Origin of the sequence: Salinimicrobium marinum (genome assembly GCF_014651535.1) — a bacterium.
Taxonomy (GTDB): domain Bacteria; phylum Bacteroidota; class Bacteroidia; order Flavobacteriales; family Flavobacteriaceae; genus Salinimicrobium; species Salinimicrobium marinum.
This window is the reverse complement of sequence record NZ_BMXB01000014.1, coordinates 15271-38110: the sequence shown is the minus strand read 5'-3', so window position 1 is coordinate 38110 and position 22840 is coordinate 15271. Positions and strand designations below refer to the sequence as shown.

The following is a 22840-nucleotide window of genomic DNA, read 5'->3' as shown; positions in this document are numbered from 1 at the left end:
GTCTATTTTGGAAAATGTACCTTAAAGATAGTACCTTTATTTATTTTAGAGGTAAAGGTTATACTGCCATTATAATTTTCCACAATATTCTTCACCATCGCCAGGCCTAAGCCCATTCCGCTGGATTTTGTCGTGAATTTAGGTTCGAATATTTTTTCCCTGTTTTCTTCGGAAATTCCTACCCCGTTATCTGAAATACTAATGCACACGTTTTCTTCTTCTTCGGTCACCGATACCAACACCGCCGGATTATTAACACCTTCGGTAGCATGAATGGCGTTTTTAACCAGATTGGTAACTACCCGAATAAGCTGTGTACGATCAAATTTTGCAAGGATTTCCTCTTTTTCAGAAGAGAACATTACATAACCTTCATTAAAAATATCCAGGGCAAGTTTTACAATTTTCGGAACATTTAAGGTTTCATTCTGCTGCGCCGGCATCTTCGCGAAGTTTGAAAAAGCCGAAGCAATGGAACTCATAGTGTCGATCTGATTAATCAACGTATTGCTGTATTCCTCCACCTTTTTATAGATTTCGGGATCATTGGGATCAAAATTTCGCTCAAAACTCTGAACACTCAGCCTCATGGGCGTCAATGGATTCTTGATCTCGTGCGCCACCTGTTTTGCCATCTCACGCCAGGCCTGTTCCCTTTCGCTGGTAGCAAGTTTTACCGCGCTTTCTTCAAGTTCATCGATCATACTGTTGTACGCCTCCACCAGGGTGTAGATCTCTTCACTTACATTACCTATATCAATCTTCTTATTTTGCTTATCCAGACGGGTTTCCGTGATTTTTTCTGAAATAGTTTTTAATGACCGGGTAATATATTTGGACAGAAAATAAGCCATAACAATCGCCAGCGCCAGCATAAAGAGGTAAACTTCAGTAAGTTTGATAAGGAAATTACGCAGATCCCTGGTTATAAAATAATCATCTTCAAGGTATGGAAGATTAAGGATCGCAAGGGGTTTGAATTTATTATCTGTAATGTAAGTATAGGAAGATTGGAATTTTTTATCATTTTTGACGGTGTGCCGCACTACCCTTTTTCTGGGTGAGCCTTCCAGATCACCCAGGATTTCCTGATCCAGAAAAAGATCTGTCGTATCCCTGAAAAATGACTGGTTGGATTTCAAAATCAGGTTTCCACGCAGGCTGTACACATTGAGGGGCATATTATGAACCTGGGCAATCTCATGGATCTTGTTCCTGTCCTTTAGAATGAGCCGAATATTCTCTTCTGAAACCTCGTAAGTGGTACTTTCAATTACAAACTTAATGTTCTCCCTTATCCCCTCTTCTTTTCGTTCAAGACGTTCCCGGTGATAATCCTGGGCTTCTTTCTTGTACTGGATCACGGTCATTCCTCCAATTAAAATGGAAGCCAGCAACACCAGTAAGATCATGGAAAAGAATATCCGGGTACGTAAGGAGAATTTTAAAAGCCTCATGAATTTTTATTGCTCCGGTAAAGATATCAATTATCAAACCATTATTAAAGATCGGGATTTTTTGCTCTTAGCCGCTTATAAATCTTCACTCCCAGCATTAACATTCCTGCCAAAAGAAAGATCCCGATAACGCCGTAGATCCAATTAACCGCATCCCTAACGATCACCAGAAAAATTACGGCAAAGAGGATAAGCGTAGAAACTTCGTTCCAGAGTCGCATTTGAGTGGATGTCCAGGTGATTCTATCCTGCTGAAGTTGTGTAAACAGGTGATGACATTTAAAATGATATAAGAAGAGCAGGAGCACAAAGGCCAGTTTTACATGCATCCAGGGCTGCTGAAGCCAATCGGGAATAAGGATTAACAGCCAAACTGCAAAGAAGGTGGCAAGAATTGCAGAAGGCCAGGTAATGATGAACCAAAGCCTTTTGGTCATCATTTTTAATTGCGTGGTCAGGATCTCCTTGTCGGGTGAGGGTTTTTCTGCAGCCTCAATATGATAGATGAACAGCCTTGGAATATAAAAAAGTCCGGCGAACCAGGTAATCACAAAAATGAGGTGCAAGGATTTAATGTAGTTGTAATATTCCAAAACAGATCAGGGTTTTTTGTTTGGGTTGCGGGAGGTGTTGAAAATAGAATGAATATACACTTTATCATTGAACACACTATATATTAAAACGTAGGGGAAAAAATTAACAGCTACTTCCCTGAAGTGATCCTGGCTCCTCATAAACTGAAAAGGATTACTTCCAATTCTTTTAACCTCACTTCTGAAACTGTTCATGAATTTTATGCCAAGTTCCTTAGATTTGGATTCATACCAGAGAAAAGCATCTTCCAGTTCAATCTCAGCCCTTGAAAGAAGAATGACATCAAATGTCATATTTTTCCTGAAGCTTTTTATCTACCTCATTCCATGTGGAAGCTGTCAATTCCCCTCTCTTATACTTCTCAAATTCTTCTTCTAAAATTTCATAATGCCATTCCGGAACAGCATTTTTATTTATTTGAGCAGAATATCCAACCTCATCTTCATTTACTTCGGAAACATTTTCCTCAAAAACCTTTTCAATTTTCCGCAGAAGGTTTTCATCCTCACAGGAATTTATTTTGTGAATAAGCTCAATTTTCATCTGATTAAGATCCATAACGACAGCTTTCTAACAAAGATAACCAATTGTGAGCAGAATTTTCTGAAGTTAGATTAGCAGGAAAGATTCTGAAAAAACAAAAATCAGGCTTTTACCGGCTCCGAAAAAGCCCATTCATCCACCCATCGGGCCAGGACTTTCACCCAGTCCTCACGATCATTGAGACATGGAACCACGGTAAAATCTTTCCCACCAACTTCATGGAAGATCTCTTTTCCTTCCATCGCAATCTCTTCCAGGGTCTCCAGACAATCTGAAACAAAAGCCGGAGTCACTACCGCTAAATTTTTAGTTCCGTTGATGCCCATTCGTTCTATCGTCCTGTCTGTTGGTGGCTGCAACCAAGGATCAAATCCTAAACGCGACTGAAAAGTAACCGTGTAGGTTTCTTTTTTCAGTTCCAGGTATTCTGCCACCAACCGGGTGGTTTCATAACACTGGTGACGGTAACAGAACTGATGTGCCGGGGATGGCGTCTGGCAGCAAGATCCGTCTATTTTACAATGCGATTTGGTAATATCGCTCTTCCTGATATGCCGTTTCGGAACCCCGTGGTACGAAAATAAAATATGCTCATAATCAACCCCCTTTAGTTTTTCGGAAATGCTGTTTGCCAGCACCCGTATATAATCCGGATGGTTGTAAAACGCAGGAACGGTAGTAAATTCCATGTTGGGGAAATCCTTTTTCCGAAGTTCTTCAGCAAGCACTACAATGGTTTCTGTAGTAGCCATTGCAAACTGCGGATACAGGGGAAACAATAAAACTTCATCTACTCCCTGATCGTGCAATTCCTGCAAACCAGATTTAATGCTGGGTTTCCCGTATCGCATTGCCAGGGCGACAGGCACAGAAGTAAGTTCGTTTACCTTTTCCTGAAGTCTTTCAGATAAAACGATCAAGGGAGAGCCTTCTTCCCACCAGATCTTTTCATAAGCTTCAGCCGATTTTTTGGGCCTGGTATTGAGAATAATTCCTCTTACGATTAATGATCTCGCCCAAAATGGCACATCAATAACCCGTTCATCCATGAGAAATTCATCGAGATATTTCTTCACATCATTAGGATCTGTACTATCCGGGGAACCAAGATTAACAAGCAATACGCCTTTACTCATAATTTTTTATTTTCATTACAAACATAGGATTAATAGACAAAGGCAACAATCCAGTTTCATTATAGTTTTTTATAGCAGCATAAAAGAAAAACCTGTTGCTACTTCCCTATTGCAAATAAAATGCACTGTAGCAAATGCTCTCTGAAATTCTCTTCAAAATATGATTCATCTGTATGTCCACCTCCAGTATAAACTGTCCTTCCACCACCCTCAAGTTCCCGAAACCATGCAATAGGATGAAATCCTTCATTTTTTCCACCTTCATAGGAATCTTCATCCAGCAATAGCAGTACTTCCATCGCAGGATTGATATTTCTATAGTTATACCATTCATCGGTCCTGTTCCAGTTTTCAGGTAAATGGGCCACGGTAGGGTGATTTGGCTTCACTACCTTTACTGTTGCTTCCTGTATCTCGGGATGGTCAACAAAATATGCACCTACCAGCTTGCCGTACCATTCCCATTCAAACTCGGTATCTGCAGCAGCATGGATTCCGAAGAAATTTCCTCCCGTTTCCATGTAGTTCTTAAACGCCCTCTGCTGGTGTTCATCCAGTACATTTCCTGAAGTATTCAGAAATAATACAAGGTCGAATTTTTCCAGGTTTTCTTTTGTAAAAGCACCGGCATCATCTGTTTCGGTCACTCTGAAACTATTTTCCTCCCCCAGTTCCTGAACAGCTTTAATTCCTGTGGGAATAGATTCATGATGCCAGCCTTCGGTTTTATGGAATACCAGCACCTCTTTTTCCTGTGCATTCAGAAATGAAAAATTCAGCATTAAAATAATAAGGAAAGTTCTCATAGCTTTTAAATTAATTAGAAGGTAATGACATTATATACTTTTTTGGTGTGGTACCAAATTTCTTTTTAAAGGCAGCGATGAAATGGCTGGAGGTACTGTAGCCTATTTTCAATCCTACTTCATTGACATTATAATCACCCGAATCCAACAATCTACGGGCAAATTCCATCTTGTAATCAAAAAGAAAACTATAAACAGAATCCCCATAGATTTGTTTAAAACCTTCCTTCAGTTTTTTAAGGCTAAGACCTATTTCATTTGAAAGTTCCTGCAGGGAAGGCGGCTCGGCCATGTTTGCAATCACTATATCTTTAGCCTTTCTTATTTTGAGCACGTTCTCTTCATCTACCAGAAATGGGCATTGCTCTACATTGGCATCTTCGGTCCTGTTGAAATATAAACTCAAAAGCTCGTAAGCCTTCCCTTTGTAATACAGATTTTTAATAGAAGGAACAATATTGGAATTCAAAAGCTGATTAAGCACAATCACCATGGATGGAGAAAGCGGAGCATCATTATAATACTGCTTATCTCTGTTCTCCAGACTCAAAAAGCTGATATAACCCGCTTCTTCTGAAAAAAGGGAATGAAATTTTTCTATGGAGATCACCAGCGAAATCACCCAGGAGTTTTGTTTAAGATCCAGCGTTATAGGCAAATCTCTTTTTGGGTTGTAAAGCAACAGCGAACTTTCTTCAAGCAGGGGAACTTTATATCCTCCCTGATTGAAAGAGAATATATTTTCACCCTTTCCTCCAAAATGAAATTGAATGTAACTGCTTCCTACATGTTTCTCTATTCTGGTAAGTTCGTCGGTGTCATTCCGGAATTTGAGGATATAAAAACCTTCCTCGGGTTTAATCTCCTCCACAAACCTTCCAGCGATATTTTTTTCAGGTGTTTCCATCAGTCCATGAGCTTCTTTATTTAGAATAGTTCTAAACTAGAACGGTTAAAAGAGCTATTCTCACTACAAAATTAGCTGAAATATATGATTAAAATCAGTTTTCGGCATAAAATCACGTGCAGCGTTAAAAAATACCCCTCCAGCGTTGTTTTTTAAAAATAGTTAATATTAATTTTGCTAGTTGAATTCCTAATCAGGTACATGAAAGATTATAATATTTCAAGAGGAACACATTTTTATACCATTGGCCTTAGTTATAAAAAGGCAGATGCAGAGATTAGAGGACATTTTAGCCTGGACGAAGAAAGAAAGGAAAAGCTACTTCAGCAAGCTAAAGAGGAAGGAATTGATGGTATCATTGTAACTTCAACTTGTAACAGAACTGAGATTTACGGCTTTGCTCAACACCCATTTCAGTTAATAAAACTGTTGTGTGAGCACACCCACGGTACTGTTGAAGAATTTGAAAAGGTAGCTTATGTTTATAAAAACAAAGAAGCTATTTCTCACATGTTTAGGGTAGGAACTGGTCTTGACAGTCAGATTCTTGGTGACTTTGAGATCATTAGTCAGTTAAAACTGGCTTTTGTACACTCAAAAGAAGTAGGGGTAGCAAATCCGTTTTTAGAAAGACTGGTAAATTCTGTCATCCAGGCCAGTAAGAAGATTAAGAATGAAACCCGCATCTCTTCCGGAGTAACTTCTGTAAGCTTTGCCTCGGTTCAATACATATTAAACAACGTTAGTAATCCCGCAGAGAAGAATATCCTGCTCTTTGGAACAGGAAAAATTGGCCGTAACACCTGTGAAAATCTTATTAAGCATACAAAAAACAATAAGATCACCCTTATCAATAGAACTAAAAATAAAGCTGAAAAGGTTGCCGGGAAATTTGATCTAAGTGTAAAAGATTATGCAGATCTTCCTGAAGAAATCCGAAAAACGGATATCCTCATTGTTGCAACCGGTGCTCAAAATCCAACGATCACCAAAGAACTTATCTACAACAAAAAAGATTTATTGATCCTGGATCTTTCTATTCCCAAGAATGTTTCAGATGATGTGGAGGAACTAGACGGCGTGACACTTATACACCTGGATCATCTTTCAAAAATGACAGATGAGACCCTGGAGCGTCGTAAAGAGCAGATTCCTTTTGCCCAGGCCATTAATAAAGAAATTGAAGCTGAATTTATAAACTGGCTTGAAACCAGAAAGTTCGCTCCCACCATTAAAGCTTTGAAGAAAAAGCTGAAATCTATGAAAGAGGCAGAACTTGATTTTCAGCGAAAAAAGATTTCCGGATTTAACGAAGCGCATGCCGATGTGGTAAGCGACCGAATCATACAAAAAATCATGAATCAGTTTGCGAACCACCTAAAAGGCGATTCCAACATGACCGATGAGAGTATCGATCTTATCCAGAAGGTGTTTCAATTAGATGAACCCGTCCGGAAATGACAAAAGTGATAAGAATAGGCACCCGCGACAGTGAACTTGCCCTGTGGCAGGCAAATACAGTGAAAAGTGCACTGGAAAAGTTAGGTCATAAAACCGAACTTGTTCCGGTGAAATCCCAGGGAGACCTGGTTCTTGATAAGCCATTGTACGAATTCGGCATTACCGGAATTTTCACAAAAACCCTGGACATTGCCATGTTGACCAATGAGATCGACATTGCAGTACATTCCATGAAAGATGTCCCGACTGCCCTGCCTAAAGGAATAGTTGAGGCAGCTGTTTTAAAAAGAGCACATACACAGGATATCCTACTTCATAAAGGAACAGATTTTTTGAATTCCCGGGGAACTATTGCCACCGGAAGCCTGCGCAGAAAAGCACAGTGGCTTCACAGGTATCCAGATCATAATGTAGTGGATCTTCGGGGAAATGTAAACACCCGCCTTCAAAAACTGGAAGACAATGACTGGAACGGTGCCATTTTCGCTGCTGCAGGCCTGGAACGCATCAATCTGAAACCGGAATCCTACATGGACCTGGACTGGATGATCCCGGCGCCGGCACAGGGAGCCATGTTAGTAGTCGCCAAAGAAGATGATAGTTACTGCTTAAAAGCACTTTCTGCACTTAATCACGAAAAATCACAGATTTGCGTTCACCTGGAACGGGAATTTCTTCGCACGCTAGAAGGAGGCTGTACTGCACCCATTGGGGCTTTAGCTACCATTGAAGACAATAACATTTATTTTAAAGGAGCACTATTTAACATAGATGGCTCAAAGAAATTTGAAGTAGAAAAATCTATTCCTGCTTCTGAAAGAGCTGGTTTCGGAAAAGCTTGTGCCGAAGAAATTTTAAGAAGTGGAGGAGCCGAAGTGATGAAGGATATCAAAAATTCGATAGGTAGAATCCAAAAAAATTAGACTGTTAAAAAGTCAGATTACGTTGACCTTTCCCGAAAATGAGGGACTTTCAGGTGCTAAAAAATATTAAAATCTAAAATAGTAGATTCTGAAATAAATTTCAGAAGAACGTTTTTAAGAGCTTTTACACAGCCTACAGCCATAAGGAGATGGAAAATAAAATCGGAATAGCACAGAAAAAAGGGAGCGTAAGCATCCTCTCCACAAAGAAACTGGCCCGTAATCAAAAAGAATTGCTTTTAAATGCTGGTCTCCGCGTAGTAGAGCATGACCTTATTTCTATTGTTCCTATCGCTTTTGAAATCCAGGAGCTACCCCAAAACATCATTTTCACAAGTAAAAATACGGTTAGAATAGTTCTGGAAAAAAAACCGGACTTATCCACCAAAAATATTTTCTGCGTCGGAGATAAAACAGCAGCTTTTCTAAATCAAAATGGCCTCCAGGTAAAAGAAACTGCCAACTATGGCCAGGATTTAGCCGAAAAAATAGCTTCCGGTTATTCAAATGAAGATTTTATTTTTTTCTGCGGAAAGAAAAGAAGACCTGAGTTACCTGATTTTCTAAGACAGAAGAAAATCAGTATTTCTGAAGTTGAAGTGTATGACACCCATTTAGTTGAAAAGAAAATAGATCGTACCTTTGATGGAGTACTGTTTTTTAGCCCCAGCGCAGTAAGAAGTTATTGTGCCGTCAATGGTCTATCTGGAAGCATTGCTTTTTGTATTGGAAAAACAACTGCTTCAGAAGCAAGAAATCATACCAGTGATATCATCGTTGCCACAAAGCCCACCATTGAAAATGTGATCGTACAGGTAGTGAAATATTTTGGTAAAAGCTGAACAGGCTTGAAATAAAAAATACCCTTTAAAAAAGGAGAAATTCCCGAAAAAAAAATACTATGATAAAAAACGACTTATTTCTTAGAGCTTTAAAAGGAGAATCTGTAGAAAGACCTCCGGTGTGGATGATGCGCCAGGCGGGACGCTACCTCCCCGATTTCATGAAGCTGAAGGAAAAATATGATTTTTTCACCCGTTGCCGTACGCCTGAACTGGCTACTGAAATTACCATTATGCCCATAAAACAAATAGGGACCGATGCTGCTATTTTGTTCAGTGACATCCTGGTGGTACCACAGGCCATGAACATCGAAGTGGAAATGAAACCGGGAGTTGGTCCCTGGTTACCAAATCCGGTACGATCCATGGAAGATGTGCATAAAGTCAATGTTCCTGATGTTGAAGAAACTTTAGGATATGTGCTCGAAGCAATTAAAATGACTAAAAAGGAGCTGAATAACGAAGTACCGTTAATCGGGTTTGCCGGTTCTCCCTGGACCATTCTTTGCTATGCAGTTCAGGGACAGGGCTCAAAGAATTTCGATATTGCCAAGCAGTTTTGCTTTACCAATCCGCAAGCTGCACATTTATTGCTTCAGAAGATTACCGACACTACTATTTCTTACTTGAAAGCCAAAGTAGCAGCCGGTGTGGATGCAGTTCAAGTGTTCGATTCCTGGGGCGGAATGCTTTCTCCGGCCGATTATAAGGAATTTTCATGGAAATATATTCAGCAGATCATTGATGCTCTAAAAAACGATATTCCCGTGATCGCCTTCGGAAAAGGTTGCTGGTTTGCCCTGGATGAAATGGCAAAATCTGGCGCTTCGGCACTTGGAGTAGACTGGACATGTTCTCCAAAAACAGCAAGGGAACTTACCGGAGGAGAAATTACCTTACAGGGAAATTTTGATCCCAGCCGACTTTTCTCACCTCCTGAGATAATTAAAGGAATGGTGCACGATATGATCAACGAATTCGGAAAAGATAAATACATCGTCAACCTCGGTCACGGAATATTGCCAAATATTCCGGTGGAAAATGCACAGGCCTTTGTTGATGCCGTGAAAGAATATAAGCACGGGAACTAATGACCATCGCGGCGAGGATTAAAAGCTCAAATTTTCATCAGCTGTTTACGCTGTCAAAGGTGTTCATTCAGAAGCCGCTGTTTATAATTCCTACGCTGAATGCTACCAGAAAAACCATCCAGATTTGCAACAGCAACTTCGGAAAAGCACATCACAAGAATACTCCGGCAAATGCATTTAGGCATGCGCTATGGAATTTTTTGATCTGTGAAAAATGTTACCGAATTTCAGGTTCTGCAGAGAAAGTGATGCACTGGAGCAAAAAAATAACCGATTTGCACGAAAGGCTGGCCCCAAACAAGGAACTGGCACAAAGAATGGATCTGCATAATAATCTGGTGGGAAGATCATTGTTTAAAGAACACGTTTCAGAAAGAATTGATATTGTTATAATTCTGATGGGAAAGTTGAAAGATGCCGTAAAGATTTCCGAAGTAAAAAACATTGAAAGAGCAAAGAATAACCTGGTTTTTATTGAAAACTAAACCGAAATGAAGGAGAAATTTTACGCTTACATACAGGATTTACAGGATACCATTACCTCCAAACTGGAAGAGGTTGATGGAAAAGCAGTTTTTAGAGAAGATTTGTGGGACCGACCTGAAGGCGGAGGCGGAAGAACACGCGTGATTGAAAACGGAACTGTTTTCGAAAAAGGCGGAGTCAATATTTCGAGGGTATTCGGACCTTTAGCACCTGCAATGCAGCAGCATTTTGGAGTGGGAGATGTAGATTTCTATGCCTGCGGACTAAGTCTCGTGCTACACCCTAAAAATCCTATGGTCCCAACAGTTCACGCCAACTGGCGGTACTTTGAAATGTACGAAAAAGACGGAACTTTGGTAGATCAATGGTTTGGTGGCGGCCAGGATTTAACTCCGTATTATTTATTTGAAGAAGACGCCCGGCATTTTCATCACGTTTGCAAATCGGCTTGTGACCGACATAATCCGGATTTTTATCCCGATTATAAAAAGAGGTGTGATCTATATTTCTGGAATTCCCATAGGGATGAAGCCCGGGGAATTGGCGGATTGTTTTTTGATTACTGTAAACTTTCCGAAGAAATGTCTGTAGATGACTGGTATAAATTCGTCACCGATATTGGTGATAGTTTTCTAAGTGCATATGTACCAATAGTGGAGCGAAGAAAGGAACTTTCTTATTCCGAAGAAAACAGGAATTGGCAGGAAATTCGCCGTGGCAGGTATGTGGAATTTAACCTGGTACACGACAAAGGCACCCTCTTCGGATTAAAAACCAACGGAAGAATTGAGAGTATCTTGATGAGTTTACCGCCACATGTACAGTGGGTGTATGACCATCAGCCGGAAGAAGGAAGTGAAGAAGAGAAATTGCTGAAGGTGTTAAAAGAGCCAAGGGAGTGGGTGTGAAAGAAGTGGTTAGTGGTGAATGGTTGATAAAACCAAATTCAATTATAGTAAAACAGTGAATCCTTCAACGGAAAACTGTAAACAAATACGATAATCATGTTAATAAGAAACCGAAGATTAAGAACGAGTGAAGCAGTGAGAAGCCTGGTGCGGGAAACTGCCATCACTCCGAATGATTTCATTGTTCCGCTGTTTGTGGTGGAGGGAAAAAACGTGAAAGAAGAAATTTCTTCCATGCCCAATTATTTCAGGTATAGCCTGGATTTGCTGGAGAAGGAAGTGAAGGAATTGTGGAGCCTCGGATTAAAATCGGTTTTACTTTTTGTGAAAGTACCCGATGATCTTAAGGATAACAAAGGAACCGAAGCATTAAATAAGGACGGACTCATGCAGCGGGCGGTAAAAACCGTCAAAAACGCAGTTCCGGAAATGGTGGTGATGACTGATGTTGCACTAGATCCCTACTCCTCTTACGGACACGACGGAATCGTGGAAAATGGACGTATCCTTAATGACCCCACCAAAGAAGTTCTTGCTAAAATGTCACTTTCTCATGTACAGGCAGGAGCCGAGTTTGTCGCGCCTAGCGATATGATGGACGGTAGGATAAAGACCATTCGGGAACTGCTGGAAAAAGAAGGTTTCGACACTGCCGGGATCATGAGCTACAGCGCAAAATATGCATCGGCATTTTATGGTCCTTTCCGGGATGCGCTGGATTCTGCGCCGGGATTCGGGGATAAAAAAACCTACCAGATGGATCCTGCCAATCGCGATGAAGCCATCAAAGAAACCTTGTTGGATATTGAAGAAGGAGCCGACATTGTGATGATAAAGCCGGGGCTTTGTTACCTGGACATTGTGCGGGATATTAGAAATACGGTAAACGTGCCGGTAGCAGTGTACCAGGTGAGTGGGGAATATGCCATGATAAAGGCAGCTTCAGAAAAAGGTTGGCTGGATCACGACGCCGTGGTTCTGGAGCAGCTAACGGCTATTAAACGGGCAGGCGCCCAGATGATTGCAAGTTATTTTGCAAAAGATGCTGTAAAACTCCTCTAAAATATTTGACCTCTGAATGCTTTTTTATCACTAATTTTGCGTGGTGAAAAAGAAACTTAATTATATTGGCTTTTGCTTTGCCATCCTTCTGGGAATACTCAATATTTCAGGGGGTTTAGCAGAGGAAAAGCCATTATTTATTTCTTCTGAAGAAGATACTTCTTCTATTGAAAATCTTCAGCCTTCCGGGGACACACCTTTTTGGGCTGCTGAAGAGTTACTTACCAAAACTTCACTTCCCGAGTATTCTGAAGAGCAGTTTTCCTCCGGAAATTCCATAATTCCTGCAATTTCTGCTCCTTCCGAAGAAATATATGAGCCGAAAAGCTCTGCACTTCCCTTAAACAGAGATCTGCGTGCAGAAATCAGGATTCAATTATTTCCTTTCCATTTCTTTTTGTGAAAATTTTTCTACCGTAATAACGCCAGTTAAAAATCTACTTTTTCAGCATTAGACTGAAAGATCATTTTACGTTTCACAATTAAATCAAATAAAAATGGATACAGCATCCACCTTAATAGGTATGGGCTTTTTACTACTGTTTATTGCCCCCGTAGCATACGTGCTAATAAAAGAAGCCTCTAAAAATAAATCACAAAAAAAACAATTTGTGCAACTTTCGAAACAGCACAACCTGGAATTTACCCAAACTGAATTTTTCTCCAATCTTTCTCTAGGGCTGGACGAAATGACAAAAAAGCTTTTCGTTCTTACTACCGGAAAGTCACCCAGGACCCTATACATTGATCTCAACACGATAAATTCTGCGGAAATTAAAAATAAATATTCTAATGATGGTTCCGCTCAGAAATCTATAGATGATATTTCAGAAATTTCTCTCGATCTTAAGTCAAATGAGAAAGCTTCCGCAGAAAATAAGATCATTTTCTATGGAGAAGATTTTCATTCCGTATTACAAAAAGAGGCCAGATTAAATTCAGCTCAAAAATGGTATTCTTTGATCCAAAATACTCTAAAGAATTAAAAACCATAAAATTTTCAGTTTTCTAGATAAGCAGGAGTTAAAGCTCCTGCTTTTTTTTTGTGCAAAATTTAGCAGCTTCTTCAACCCCTGATATATAAAGAGTTTGGAATAAAATTGATGCCTAAAAACACCATCAAAAAAGCTTCCAGTTTTATCGCAACACGTGTAAAATCAGGGTGTTTAAGATACTTTTAAGTTTGTTTTAATACAATTTCACAGCAGCCTCTTGTACCTTTGAATCAGGCGGCTCTTCAAGATGAGCTGTTTTTATTTATACTCCGGAAATCTTTTTCAAGGTTTTATCGAATTTACAGAGAGGATCTGGCTGTTATTTTCCGGAACTATTTGATGACTAAAAATGTGAATGAAGAAACAGAATTCTCCTAAAATAGCAGTGGTGACAGGTGGCAGTAGTGGCATAGGAAAAGCCATTGCCGAAAAACTGCACGAAGAAGGCATAACAGTAGTGGTAGCCGATATTACTGAAGGTGAAAACAAACAGGGAATTCTTTTCAAAAAATGTGATGTAAGCAAGGGAGCCGAAATAGATGAGCTTTATACATGGGTTCTGGACAACCTGGGGAAACCAACTATTCTCATCTTAAATGCCGGACAAGGCATAAGGGAAAAGCTAACGGAAGGAGATCCTGAAAAATGGCAACAAATCTTGCATACCAATTTAATGGGGCCTTTGCGGGCTGTTCGTTCTTTTGTTCCTGATATGCTTGAAATGAAGAAGGGAAATGTGGTATTCATTTCTTCGGTTTCGGCAAATCAACCTCATCCTTACGGCGGAATTTACAGTGCTTCAAAATCAGCGCTCGAAGTAGTGGCCGAAACGCTAAGGCTGGAGACCATACCACACGTAAATGTTACAGTGGTGAGTCCCGGGGTAGTCGACACTAGTTTTTTTAAAAATGAAATGTCGGGTGATAGTAATATAGACGAAATGGGAATGGGTTCTATTTCACCCAAAGAAATAGCAGAAGATGTGTGGTATGCCCTCAATAAAAAATCGGGCACCAGCATCAATAAAATTATAACAAGACCAACTTTACAAAATTTCTAACCAACCAAAAACTAACTTTTAAATGGGAAAAAAAGTACTAATAACCGGAGGCGCAGGATTTATAGGATCCCACCTTGCTGACGAACTGCTCAATAAAGGTTACAGTGTTCGTGCTCTGGATAACTTATCTGAGCAGGTTCACGGAGACGCAACCGAAAGACCTGATTATTTGAATCCGCAGGTGGAGCTTCAAATCGGTGATGTACGGGATAAAAATGCAGTAAGAAAAGCTCTGGAAGGTGTAGATGCGGTTTTTCATCTTGCAGCAATGGTAGGCGTTGGACAAAGTATGTACCAGATCAAGGATTATACAGATGTCAATAATGTAGGAACTGCGGTTCTCATGGAAGCCCTAATGGATAATCCTGTCGAAAAACTTGTGGTAGCCTCCAGCATGAGCATCTACGGAGAAGGCCTTTATGAAGATTCCCACGGAAAAAAAAGAATGGAATGCGAGAGAAATCTTTCTGATCTCAAGCAGGGAAATTGGGAAATGTATGATGAAAACAGCAACGTTTTAAAACCAGTTCCCACGCCCGAGGAAAAGAAACCAAATCTTTCCTCTATATATGCTCTTTCAAAATACGATCAGGAACGATTAAGTCTTATCACCGGAAAAGCTTACCAAATTCCAACTACTGCCTTGCGGTTTTTTAACGTATATGGCACAAGGCAGGCGCTTTCGAATCCCTATACCGGAGTGCTTGCCATTTTTGCTTCAAGGCTGCTCAACAACAGTGCACCCCTGATTTTTGAAGACGGAAAACAAATTCGGGATTTCATTCATGTAAAAGATGTAGCCCGTGCCTTACGATTGGCAATGGAAGTGCCTGAAGCTGATGGGCAAGTATTGAACGTGGGAAGCGGAAACCAGTACAGCATTGAGTTTATTGCCAATAAACTGGCTAAAGTGATGGGCAAGGAAGAAATTTCTGCAGAGATTACGGGGAAGTATCGTGTTGGCGATGTACGTCATTGTTTTGCAGATAACACTAAAATGAAAAAGATTTTGGGTTTCGAACCCGAAGTAGAATTTGAAGATGGTTTATTCGAACTGGCAGAGTGGCTTAAAACCCAGATCGCGACAGATAATGTGAATAAAGCCAGCAACGAACTTTCTTCCAGAGGATTAACCATTTAAACCAAGAAGCATGAGTATATCAAAAAACAATACACACGCACCCACCATAGGGATTCTGGAATGGTTTAGACCCGGAGAATATGACGAGGTGAAAACTGCTATTTCAGATTTCAAGAAACTGGGAATAACTCACCTTCGCACAGGAATTTCCTGGGCCGACTGGTATGTGGAAGGTACTGAGGAATGGTACGACTGGCTTTTTACTGAACTGGATAAACACGTAGAGATACTCCCGTGCTTTTTGTACACGCCACCTTCCATTGGGGAAATGGCGAAGACTTCCGCTCCTCCAAAAGACCTGAAATCTTATGCAGATTTTATAGATGTAATGATCAATAAATATGGACAATATTTTGAATGGGTAGAGCTTTGGAATGAGCCTAACAACAAAGTAGAATATGATTTCACGCTGGATTATTCCTGGGAGAAGTTTTCGAAAATGATCACAATGGCGGCTTACTGGGCGAAACAAAAAGGCAAGAAAACCCTTCTGGGCGGGATGAGCCCCATTGACCCAAACTGGCTGCAAATGATGATAGAACAAGGGGTTCTTGAAAATATAGATGCAGTGGGAATCCACGGGTTTCCGCACGTTTTTGATCAGCAGTGGAAAGGTTGGGAAGTCAACATCAATGCGGTGAAGGAAATTCTTTCCCGGTTCGGGCTTGAAAAAGAAATCTGGGTTTCTGAAGTCGGATTCTCCACCTGGCAAAACGACGAAGTAAAGCAATACGAAGAATTCAAGAAAGTACTGAATTCAGATGCTGATCGGGTTTACTGGTACAGCCTCAAGGATCTTGATGCTTCCAAAGCTACCGTTGGCGGTTTTCACCTCGATGAAAGGGAATACCACTTCGGACTTAAAAAAGTGGACGGAACAAAAAAACTGCTTTATAAGCTACTCGAAAGAGAAGGAATAGAAAACATTCAGCAACACAATTTTATCTCCAAGCAGTACAAAATTACTTCTAAAGAAAAATACACTTTAATTACTGGAGGCGCCGGATTTATTGGAACAAACCTCGCCTCAAGATTGCTTGGGGAAGGTAGAAAAGTGATGATCTACGACAGCCTTTTCAGAGATGGTGTGGAACAGAACCTGCAATGGCTTCAGAAGAAATATGGAAATAAACTAATTATCCAGATTGCTGATATTAATGAACATCTTATCCTGCAACAATGTGTAAATAATGCTTCGGAAGTTTTCCATTTTTGTGCCCAGGTAGCGGTAACATCTTCGGTAACCAACCCAATGCACGATTTCCAGGTGAATTTAAACGGAACTTTTCAGTTGCTGGAAGCCATTAGAAAATCTGAACATCAGCCACCATTACTGTTCACATCCACAAACAAGGTCTACGGAAACCTTCAGGATGTGAAAATGGAAGAAAATACCACCCGTTACTATCCTTCAGATGAAAAAATAAAGAAGTACGGAATCAACGAAAAAATTCCGCTGGATTTCCACAGTCCGTATGGCTGTTCAAAAGGAGCGGCAGATCAATATATCCTGGATTATTCCAGAACCTATGGACTCAAAAGTGCGGTTTTCAGAATGAGCTGTATCTACGGACCTCATCAATTCGGAACTGAAGATCAAGGCTGGGTCGCTCACTTTTTAATTAGTGCGCTTGAAGACCAGCCTATTTCTATCTACGGAAATGGAAAACAGGTACGGGACATCCTTTTTGTAGACGATCTAATTGACGCGTTCCTGCTGGCTCATAAAAACATTGACAATCTTGCCGGACAGGCTTTCAACATTGGCGGCGGACCGGAAAACACTGTAAGTTTGCTGGAGATCCTCGATATCATCAAGGAAAAAGCCGGAAAAGAAATGGATATTTCTTTTGATGAATGGCGTACCGGAGACCAGTTTTACTACGTCTCCAACACAAATAAATTCAAAGAAGCCACAGGCTGGGCACCAAAGTACAATGTAGAACAAGGTGTCGAAGCCCTTGTGAAATGGCTTTGTGAAACACGAAATATAGATTTACCCGAACAATTAAAATCTTCAAAAGCAATCGCTATATGAGATCAGCGAGAACATTACAGGAAATGCCGGTAATACCGGAGGAAAATACCTTACAAAAATCCGCAGTACTAGACGCACCCGGAAAGGTAAGCATTAAAGAATCCGAAAAACCTCAACCTAAAGACGGCGAGGTACGAATAAAGCTGGAAGGTTCGGGGGTTTGTGCTTCAAACATTCCGCTATGGGAAGGACGCGACTGGTTCGAATATCCCGTAGAACAGGGAAATCCCGGACACGAAGGTTGGGGAGTCATTGATGCTGTTGGCGAAGGCGTGACAAATCTAAAAGAGGGAGACAGGGTAACGGCCCTTACCTATAACGCTTATGCCACTCATGACATTGCAAAAGAAGATAACGTGGTAAAACTTCCGGAGTTTCTGGACGGAAAACCATTTCCGGGGGAACCTTTGGGATGCGCCATGAACATCTTTTCAAGAAGTGACGTAAAAAAAGGGCAAACGGTGGCCATTGTGGGAAGCGGATTTTTAGGAAGTCTGTTGATTCAGCTCGCAAAATCTGAAGATGCCAAGGTGATCGCTATTTCGAGAAGAGATTTCTCTTTGGAAACAGCAAAGGAAGCCGGAGCCGACGAAACCATTAAAATGGATGATCATTACCAGATCATCGAAAAAGTAAAAGAACTAACGAACGGAAACTTCTGTGAACGGGTGATTGAATGCACCGGAAAAGAATGGCCGTTAAATCTTTCCATCGAACTAACCGGGGAAAGGGGAAAACTTATCGTTGCAGGCTTCCATCAGGACGGGATGCGGAGCCTGAACGTTCAAATGCTTAACTGGCGTGGGATTGATATGATCAGTGCCCACGAAAGGGATTCTAAGAAGTACATCAAAGGAATCGAAGATGCCATTGTTGCTGTAAAGGAGGAACGAATGAATCCTTTTCCGCTTTTCACACATACTTTTTCCCTTGACCAGATGGAAGAAGCCTATCGCCACCTCACCGAACGGCCCGACGGATTTATAAAAGCAATTGTCACAACCAACTAACCAACCAATGATTGCAACCCAACCAAAAGAAGAACTACAAAAACCCCTTTCTTTAGGATTTATCGGCGTAGGATGGATCGGCCGAAACAGGATGGAAGTCCTTTTAAAAGATGCCAAAACAACCGCTGCCTCTATTTATGAACCGGCAAAGAAAAATGCTGACGAGGCATTAAAAAGTGCCAAAAAAGCCGTTTTAACGGGGTCTCCTGAAGAAATGTACCGGGATGGAAATCTTGACGGAATTGTCATTGCCACCCCCAGTGCTATGCATGCTCAACAGAGCATTGAAGCTTTAAAATCCGGAAAAGCCGTTTTTTGTCAGAAGCCTTTGGGAAGGACTGCTTCCGAAGCAAAAGAAGTGGTAGCCGCTTCAAAAGAAAGCAACAAATTTCTTGCAGTAGATCTTTCTTACCGTCATACTGAAGCTTTTAAAGCTATCTATAATCTCATCAAAAGTGGCGAAATCGGCGATATTTATGCGGTAGACCTGGTTTTTCATAATGCATATGGACCCGATAAGGAATGGTTTTACGACATCAAAAGATCTGGCGGAGGATGCGTAATGGATCTGGGAATCCATTTGGTAGATCTGGCGTTGTGGAGCCTTGACTTTCCGGAAATAACGGATGTCCGGAGCCATCTTTTCCACCAGGGAAAAAAACTTACTTCATTTGAAGAACATGTAGAAGATTTTGCCAGTGTAGCCATGACTTCAGAAAAGGATACGGTGATAAATCTGGAATGTAGCTGGCACGTTTCCGCCGGAAAAGATGCCGTGATCGAGGCCAAATTCTACGGAAACAAAGGCGGGGCTGCATTTAAAAATGTCAACGGCTCTTTCTACGATTTCACCGCAGAAAAATACAACGGAACACAAACAGAAACTCTGGTCACCCCTCCCGATGAATGGAGCGGGCGCGCAGGGGTCGTCTGGGCCGAAAAAGTACTGGCAGGGCAAGGCTACGAAGCCGAATCTGCTGAAGAATTTATTAAAACAGCAACAATTATAGACCGTATATATGGAAGGTAAGGGAATGAAAATATTAATGACCACAGACACTGTCGGTGGGGTTTGGGTCTATTCCCTTGAATTGTGCAAGGCACTTCAGGAATATGATGTAGAAGTGCATCTGGCTGCCATGGGCGCCTGGCCTTCCGAAGCTCAAAAGCAGCAGGTAGAAACCATAAAAAATGTCACGCTGTACAAAAGCGACTTTAAGCTGGAATGGATGGAAGATCCCTGGGAAGACGTGGAGAAATCCAATAAATGGATCAATTCCATTTACCACACGATCTATCCAGATGTGGTTCATATGAACAATTACGCCCATATTGGCGAAGACTGGACCTGCCCTACTCTAACCGTTTTTCACTCTTGTGTGCAAACATGGTGGCAGGCGGTGAAAGGAACTTCGGCTCCAACGAACTGGGACAGATATACTCAGGTGGTCAAAGAATCGCTGGAAGCATCAGATATTGTGGTGAGCCCTACACAATCCATTTTGGGAAAAGCGAAAAACACGCACGATTTTTCCTCACCCGCAAAAGTGATCTATAATGGACGAGCTATGGATGCTTCGGAAGAAAAAGAAAAGGAGCCATTCATTTTGTGCATTGGCCGCATCTGGGATGAGGCAAAAAACCTGAAATTGCTTTCCCATATCGCAAAGAACCTTCCTTGGCCGGTTTACATTGCAGGCACGAGAATAAATCCCGGATCGGGTGAAAAATCGGAATTTGAAAATGTGAAATTCCTTGGCAAACTGGAACCTCACGAAGTAGAAGAATGGATGCAGCGCGCCAGCATTTTTGTTAGTCCCACAAAATATGAGCCCTTCGGACTCGCAATTCTGGAAGCGGCAAAATCGGGCTGTGCATTGATCTTGAGTGAACTGGATACTTTGAAAGAGATTTGGGAAGATTCCGCTGCTTTTTTCGATCCTGAAAATGAGGCAGATGCGCAGGAAAGAATCCTTCAATTGATTAATAACGAAGCTGCCAGAAAAGAACTTTCAGAAAGGGCCAGAAATAAAGCGAAAGAGTATTCTTCAGAAAAAATGGCTTCAGAATATATGGACCTGTACCGGGAAATAATTAACAATAAATCCAAACCTAAGCTCGCAACTGTATGAAAATAGTAATGTTTTATCATTCGTTATACTCTGACTGGAACCACGGAAATGCCCATTTTTTAAGGGGGACAGTAAAGGAACTTCAGAAGAGAGGGCACGATGTGGACGTTTACGAACCTGAAGGCGGATGGAGTTTGCAAAACCTCATCAAAGATCACGGGGCTGACAAACTGGATGAATTCCGGCAGTATTACCCATCCTTGAATCCGCAGTTTTACAATCCGAGGAAAAAGCTCAACTACGAAAGCATTTTAAAGGATGCAGACCTGGTGATTGTGCATGAATGGAATGAGCCGGAACTGGTTTCAGAAATTGGTAAAAAGAAAGAGCAATACGGCTATAAATTACTCTTTCACGATACTCATCACAGGGCAGTTTCAGATGAAGAAAGTATGTCGAAATACGACTTCAAAAATTTTGACGGGGCATTGGTTTTTGGAGATGTGATCAAAAATATTTACGAAGAAAAAAAGTGGGTGGATAAAGTCTGGACCTGGCACGAAGCTGCCGATGCCGAATTTTTCACGCCCAATAGAGATGAAGAAAAAGAAGGCGACCTGGTGTGGATAGGAAACTGGGGAGATAATGAGCGTACCGAAGAATTAATGGAATACCTCATCGAGCCGGTAAAAGAGCTGGGCATAAAAGCCAAAGTGTACGGTGTGCGTTATCCTGAAAAGGCTAAAAAAGCTCTTGCTGACGCCGGAATAGAATATGGTGGCTGGCTGCCGAATTACAAAGTTCCGGAGGTTTTTGCAAAGTATAAAGTGACCGTTCACGTCCCAAGAAGACCTTATGTGGAAATGCTGCCAGGGATCCCGACTATCCGACCTTTTGAAGCACTTTCCTGCGGAATTCCTTTGATCTGCTCTCCCTGGGAAGATGCCGAGAACCTGTTCTCTCCGGGAGAAGATTACCTCATGGTCACAAACGGAAATGATATGGGCTACAGGATCGCTGAAGTGCTGAAAAGTGCACAACTGGCACAAAGCCTCTCCCAAAACGGAAGAAAAACCATTGAAGAAAAACATACCTGTGCCCATCGCATTGATGGCCTGGAATTAATTCTGCAAGAACTGGGAATACCTGAAGAGAAAATTTTCCCAATCCACAACAAATCACAAAAAGGATGAAAACCGATCTTAAAATAGCATTTTTTGGCTCCAGCATCGTCTCAGCTTACTGGAATGGTGCGGCCACTTACTACCGCGGCATTGTAAAGGCGTTACACCGAATGGGTCACGACGTCACATTTTATGAACCGGATATTTATGAGCGCCAGAAGCATCGTGATATTGAGGATCCCGAATGGTGCAAGGTGGTGGTTTATGAAAAAGATGAAAATACACTTCGGAAGTTGCTAAAAGAAGCTTCAGAAGCCGATGTGATCATAAAAGCCAGTGGGGTTGGTGCTTTTGACGAATTCCTAGAAAAAGAAGTCACTGAACTGAAAACTGATAACAACCTCATCATTTTCTGGGATGTGGATGCACCTGCAACGCTTGACAGGATTGAAGAAAACAAAGAAGATCAATTCAACCAATTGATCCCTAAATACGATTTTGTGCTCACTTATGGCGGCGGGCAACCCGTGATCGATGCTTACGAACGCAACGGTGCTAAAAAATGTATTCCGATTTACAATGCTTTAGATACCGATACCCATTTTCCGGTGGAGGCAAATCAAAAATTTAATGGAACTCTGGCGTTCCTTGGAAACAGGTTACCCGACAGGGAAAAACGTGTGGAGGAATTCTTCATTAAACCTGCGGAAAACCTTCCGGAAAAAAGATTTTTACTAGGTGGAAGCGGCTGGGGAGACAAACCATTGCCTGAAAATATTGATTATCTGGGTCACGTTTACACTAAAGACCACAACGCTTTTAACTGCACTCCAATGGCAGTGCTGAATATTAGTCGGGATAGTATGGCGAAGTACGGATTTTCACCAGCCACCAGGGTTTTTGAAGCAGCCGGGGCAGCAGCCTGTATCATCACCGATTACTGGAAAGGAATAGAGACCTTTTTTGAACCCGACGAAGAAATTATCGTGGTGAAAAGTGGCGAGGAAGTGGAAAAAGTCCTTGCAGAACTCACGCCCGAAAGAGCCAAAGAAATTGGACAGGCAGCATACAAAAAGGTACTTTCCAGGCACACTTACGAGCACAGGGCCGAACTGCTGGAATCTGTGATCGCTGAAAAACTCGACATTGAACCTAAAGCGGTAGAAAATACTAAAATCTAAAGA

General features: G+C 41.3%; 24 protein-coding genes. 17 read left to right on the top strand and 7 right to left on the bottom strand.

Annotated elements, in window-relative coordinates:
* Positions 1 to 2 precede the first annotated feature (2 nt).
* The 7 genes from IE056_RS14495 to IE056_RS14465 form a co-directional block, all read right to left on the bottom strand.
* A complete protein-coding gene (locus IE056_RS14495; RefSeq protein WP_189605444.1) occupies positions 3 to 1457 on the bottom strand; it encodes a sensor histidine kinase in 1455 nt (484 codons plus the stop codon).
* Between the two features lie 44 nt (positions 1458 to 1501).
* Complete coding sequence (locus IE056_RS14490) at positions 1502 to 2050, bottom strand: CopD family protein (RefSeq protein ID WP_189605443.1); 549 nt, start codon at positions 2048 to 2050, stop codon at positions 1502 to 1504.
* A gap of 6 nt (positions 2051 to 2056) precedes the next feature.
* Complete coding sequence (locus IE056_RS14485) at positions 2057 to 2344, bottom strand: type II toxin-antitoxin system RelE/ParE family toxin (RefSeq protein WP_189605442.1); 288 nt, start codon at positions 2342 to 2344, stop codon at positions 2057 to 2059.
* The gene (locus IE056_RS14480) at positions 2334 to 2609 is read right to left on the bottom strand and encodes a hypothetical protein (RefSeq protein ID WP_189605441.1); all 276 of its coding nucleotides are present in this window, start codon (positions 2607 to 2609) and stop codon (positions 2334 to 2336) included. The genes IE056_RS14485 and IE056_RS14480 overlap by 11 nt, the downstream gene beginning before the upstream one ends.
* Before the next feature lie 86 nt (positions 2610 to 2695).
* A complete protein-coding gene (gene hemH, locus IE056_RS14475) occupies positions 2696 to 3730 on the bottom strand; it encodes a ferrochelatase (protein WP_189605440.1) in 1035 nt (344 codons plus the stop codon).
* A gap of 98 nt (positions 3731 to 3828) precedes the next feature.
* Complete coding sequence (locus tag IE056_RS14470) at positions 3829 to 4536, bottom strand: ThuA domain-containing protein (protein ID WP_229793775.1); 708 nt, start codon at positions 4534 to 4536, stop codon at positions 3829 to 3831.
* 10 nt (positions 4537 to 4546) lie between these two features.
* Entirely contained in the window at positions 4547 to 5443 is an 897-nt protein-coding gene (locus tag IE056_RS14465) for an AraC family transcriptional regulator (protein ID WP_189605439.1), read from the bottom strand.
* Positions 5444 to 5644: 201 nt separating this feature from the next.
* On the opposite strand from IE056_RS14465, the gene hemA reads away from it, so the two are divergent.
* The 17 genes from hemA (at position 5645) to IE056_RS14380 (ending at position 22837) form a co-directional block, all read left to right on the top strand.
* Positions 5645 to 6904: a glutamyl-tRNA reductase gene (gene hemA / locus IE056_RS14460; protein WP_189605438.1), complete on the top strand. Its 1260-nt coding sequence runs from the start codon at positions 5645 to 5647 to the stop codon at positions 6902 to 6904.
* Positions 6901 to 7827 carry a hydroxymethylbilane synthase gene (hemC, locus tag IE056_RS14455; protein ID WP_189605437.1) on the top strand — a complete coding sequence of 309 codons (927 nt, stop codon included), beginning with the start codon at positions 6901 to 6903 and terminating at the stop codon, positions 7825 to 7827. Before hemA ends, hemC begins: the two co-directional genes overlap by 4 nt.
* A gap of 149 nt (positions 7828 to 7976) precedes the next feature.
* Complete coding sequence (locus tag IE056_RS14450; protein WP_189605436.1) at positions 7977 to 8669, top strand: uroporphyrinogen-III synthase; 693 nt, start codon at positions 7977 to 7979, stop codon at positions 8667 to 8669.
* Positions 8670 to 8728: 59 nt separating this feature from the next.
* Complete coding sequence (hemE, locus tag IE056_RS14445) at positions 8729 to 9760, top strand: uroporphyrinogen decarboxylase (RefSeq protein ID WP_189605435.1); 1032 nt, start codon at positions 8729 to 8731, stop codon at positions 9758 to 9760.
* Positions 9760 to 10245, top strand: a complete 486-nt coding sequence (locus IE056_RS14440) for a DUF6973 domain-containing protein (RefSeq protein ID WP_189605434.1) — start codon at positions 9760 to 9762, stop codon at positions 10243 to 10245. Before hemE ends, IE056_RS14440 begins: the two co-directional genes overlap by 1 nt.
* Before the next feature lie 6 nt (positions 10246 to 10251).
* The gene (hemF, locus tag IE056_RS14435) at positions 10252 to 11154 is read left to right on the top strand and encodes an oxygen-dependent coproporphyrinogen oxidase (RefSeq protein WP_189605433.1); all 903 of its coding nucleotides are present in this window, start codon (positions 10252 to 10254) and stop codon (positions 11152 to 11154) included.
* Positions 11155 to 11244: 90 nt separating this feature from the next.
* Complete coding sequence (gene hemB / locus IE056_RS14430) at positions 11245 to 12216, top strand: porphobilinogen synthase (RefSeq protein ID WP_189605481.1); 972 nt, start codon at positions 11245 to 11247, stop codon at positions 12214 to 12216.
* 43 nt (positions 12217 to 12259) lie between these two features.
* Entirely contained in the window at positions 12260 to 12619 is a 360-nt protein-coding gene (locus tag IE056_RS14425) for a hypothetical protein (RefSeq protein ID WP_189605432.1), read from the top strand.
* Between the two features lie 94 nt (positions 12620 to 12713).
* On the top strand, positions 12714 to 13202 hold the full coding sequence (locus tag IE056_RS14420; protein ID WP_189605431.1) for a hypothetical protein: 489 nt from the start codon (positions 12714 to 12716) through the stop codon (positions 13200 to 13202).
* 364 nt (positions 13203 to 13566) lie between these two features.
* Entirely contained in the window at positions 13567 to 14271 is a 705-nt protein-coding gene (locus IE056_RS14415) for an SDR family oxidoreductase (protein ID WP_189605430.1), read from the top strand.
* 22 nt (positions 14272 to 14293) lie between these two features.
* Positions 14294 to 15412: an SDR family NAD(P)-dependent oxidoreductase gene (locus tag IE056_RS14410; protein WP_189605429.1), complete on the top strand. Its 1119-nt coding sequence runs from the start codon at positions 14294 to 14296 to the stop codon at positions 15410 to 15412.
* 10 nt (positions 15413 to 15422) lie between these two features.
* A complete protein-coding gene (locus IE056_RS14405) occupies positions 15423 to 17450 on the top strand; it encodes a GDP-mannose 4,6-dehydratase (RefSeq protein WP_189605428.1) in 2028 nt (675 codons plus the stop codon).
* The gene (locus IE056_RS14400) at positions 17447 to 18460 is read left to right on the top strand and encodes an MDR/zinc-dependent alcohol dehydrogenase-like family protein (protein ID WP_229793774.1); all 1014 of its coding nucleotides are present in this window, start codon (positions 17447 to 17449) and stop codon (positions 18458 to 18460) included. Before IE056_RS14405 ends, IE056_RS14400 begins: the two co-directional genes overlap by 4 nt.
* A gap of 7 nt (positions 18461 to 18467) precedes the next feature.
* Entirely contained in the window at positions 18468 to 19490 is a 1023-nt protein-coding gene (locus IE056_RS14395; protein WP_189605427.1) for a Gfo/Idh/MocA family protein, read from the top strand.
* A complete protein-coding gene (locus tag IE056_RS14390; RefSeq protein ID WP_189605426.1) occupies positions 19480 to 20592 on the top strand; it encodes a glycosyltransferase family 4 protein in 1113 nt (370 codons plus the stop codon). The genes IE056_RS14395 and IE056_RS14390 overlap by 11 nt, the downstream gene beginning before the upstream one ends.
* The gene (locus IE056_RS14385; protein WP_189605425.1) at positions 20589 to 21725 is read left to right on the top strand and encodes a CgeB family protein; all 1137 of its coding nucleotides are present in this window, start codon (positions 20589 to 20591) and stop codon (positions 21723 to 21725) included. Before IE056_RS14390 ends, IE056_RS14385 begins: the two co-directional genes overlap by 4 nt.
* On the top strand, positions 21722 to 22837 hold the full coding sequence (locus IE056_RS14380; protein ID WP_189605424.1) for a CgeB family protein: 1116 nt from the start codon (positions 21722 to 21724) through the stop codon (positions 22835 to 22837). Before IE056_RS14385 ends, IE056_RS14380 begins: the two co-directional genes overlap by 4 nt.
* Positions 22838 to 22840: the final 3 nt, after the last annotated feature.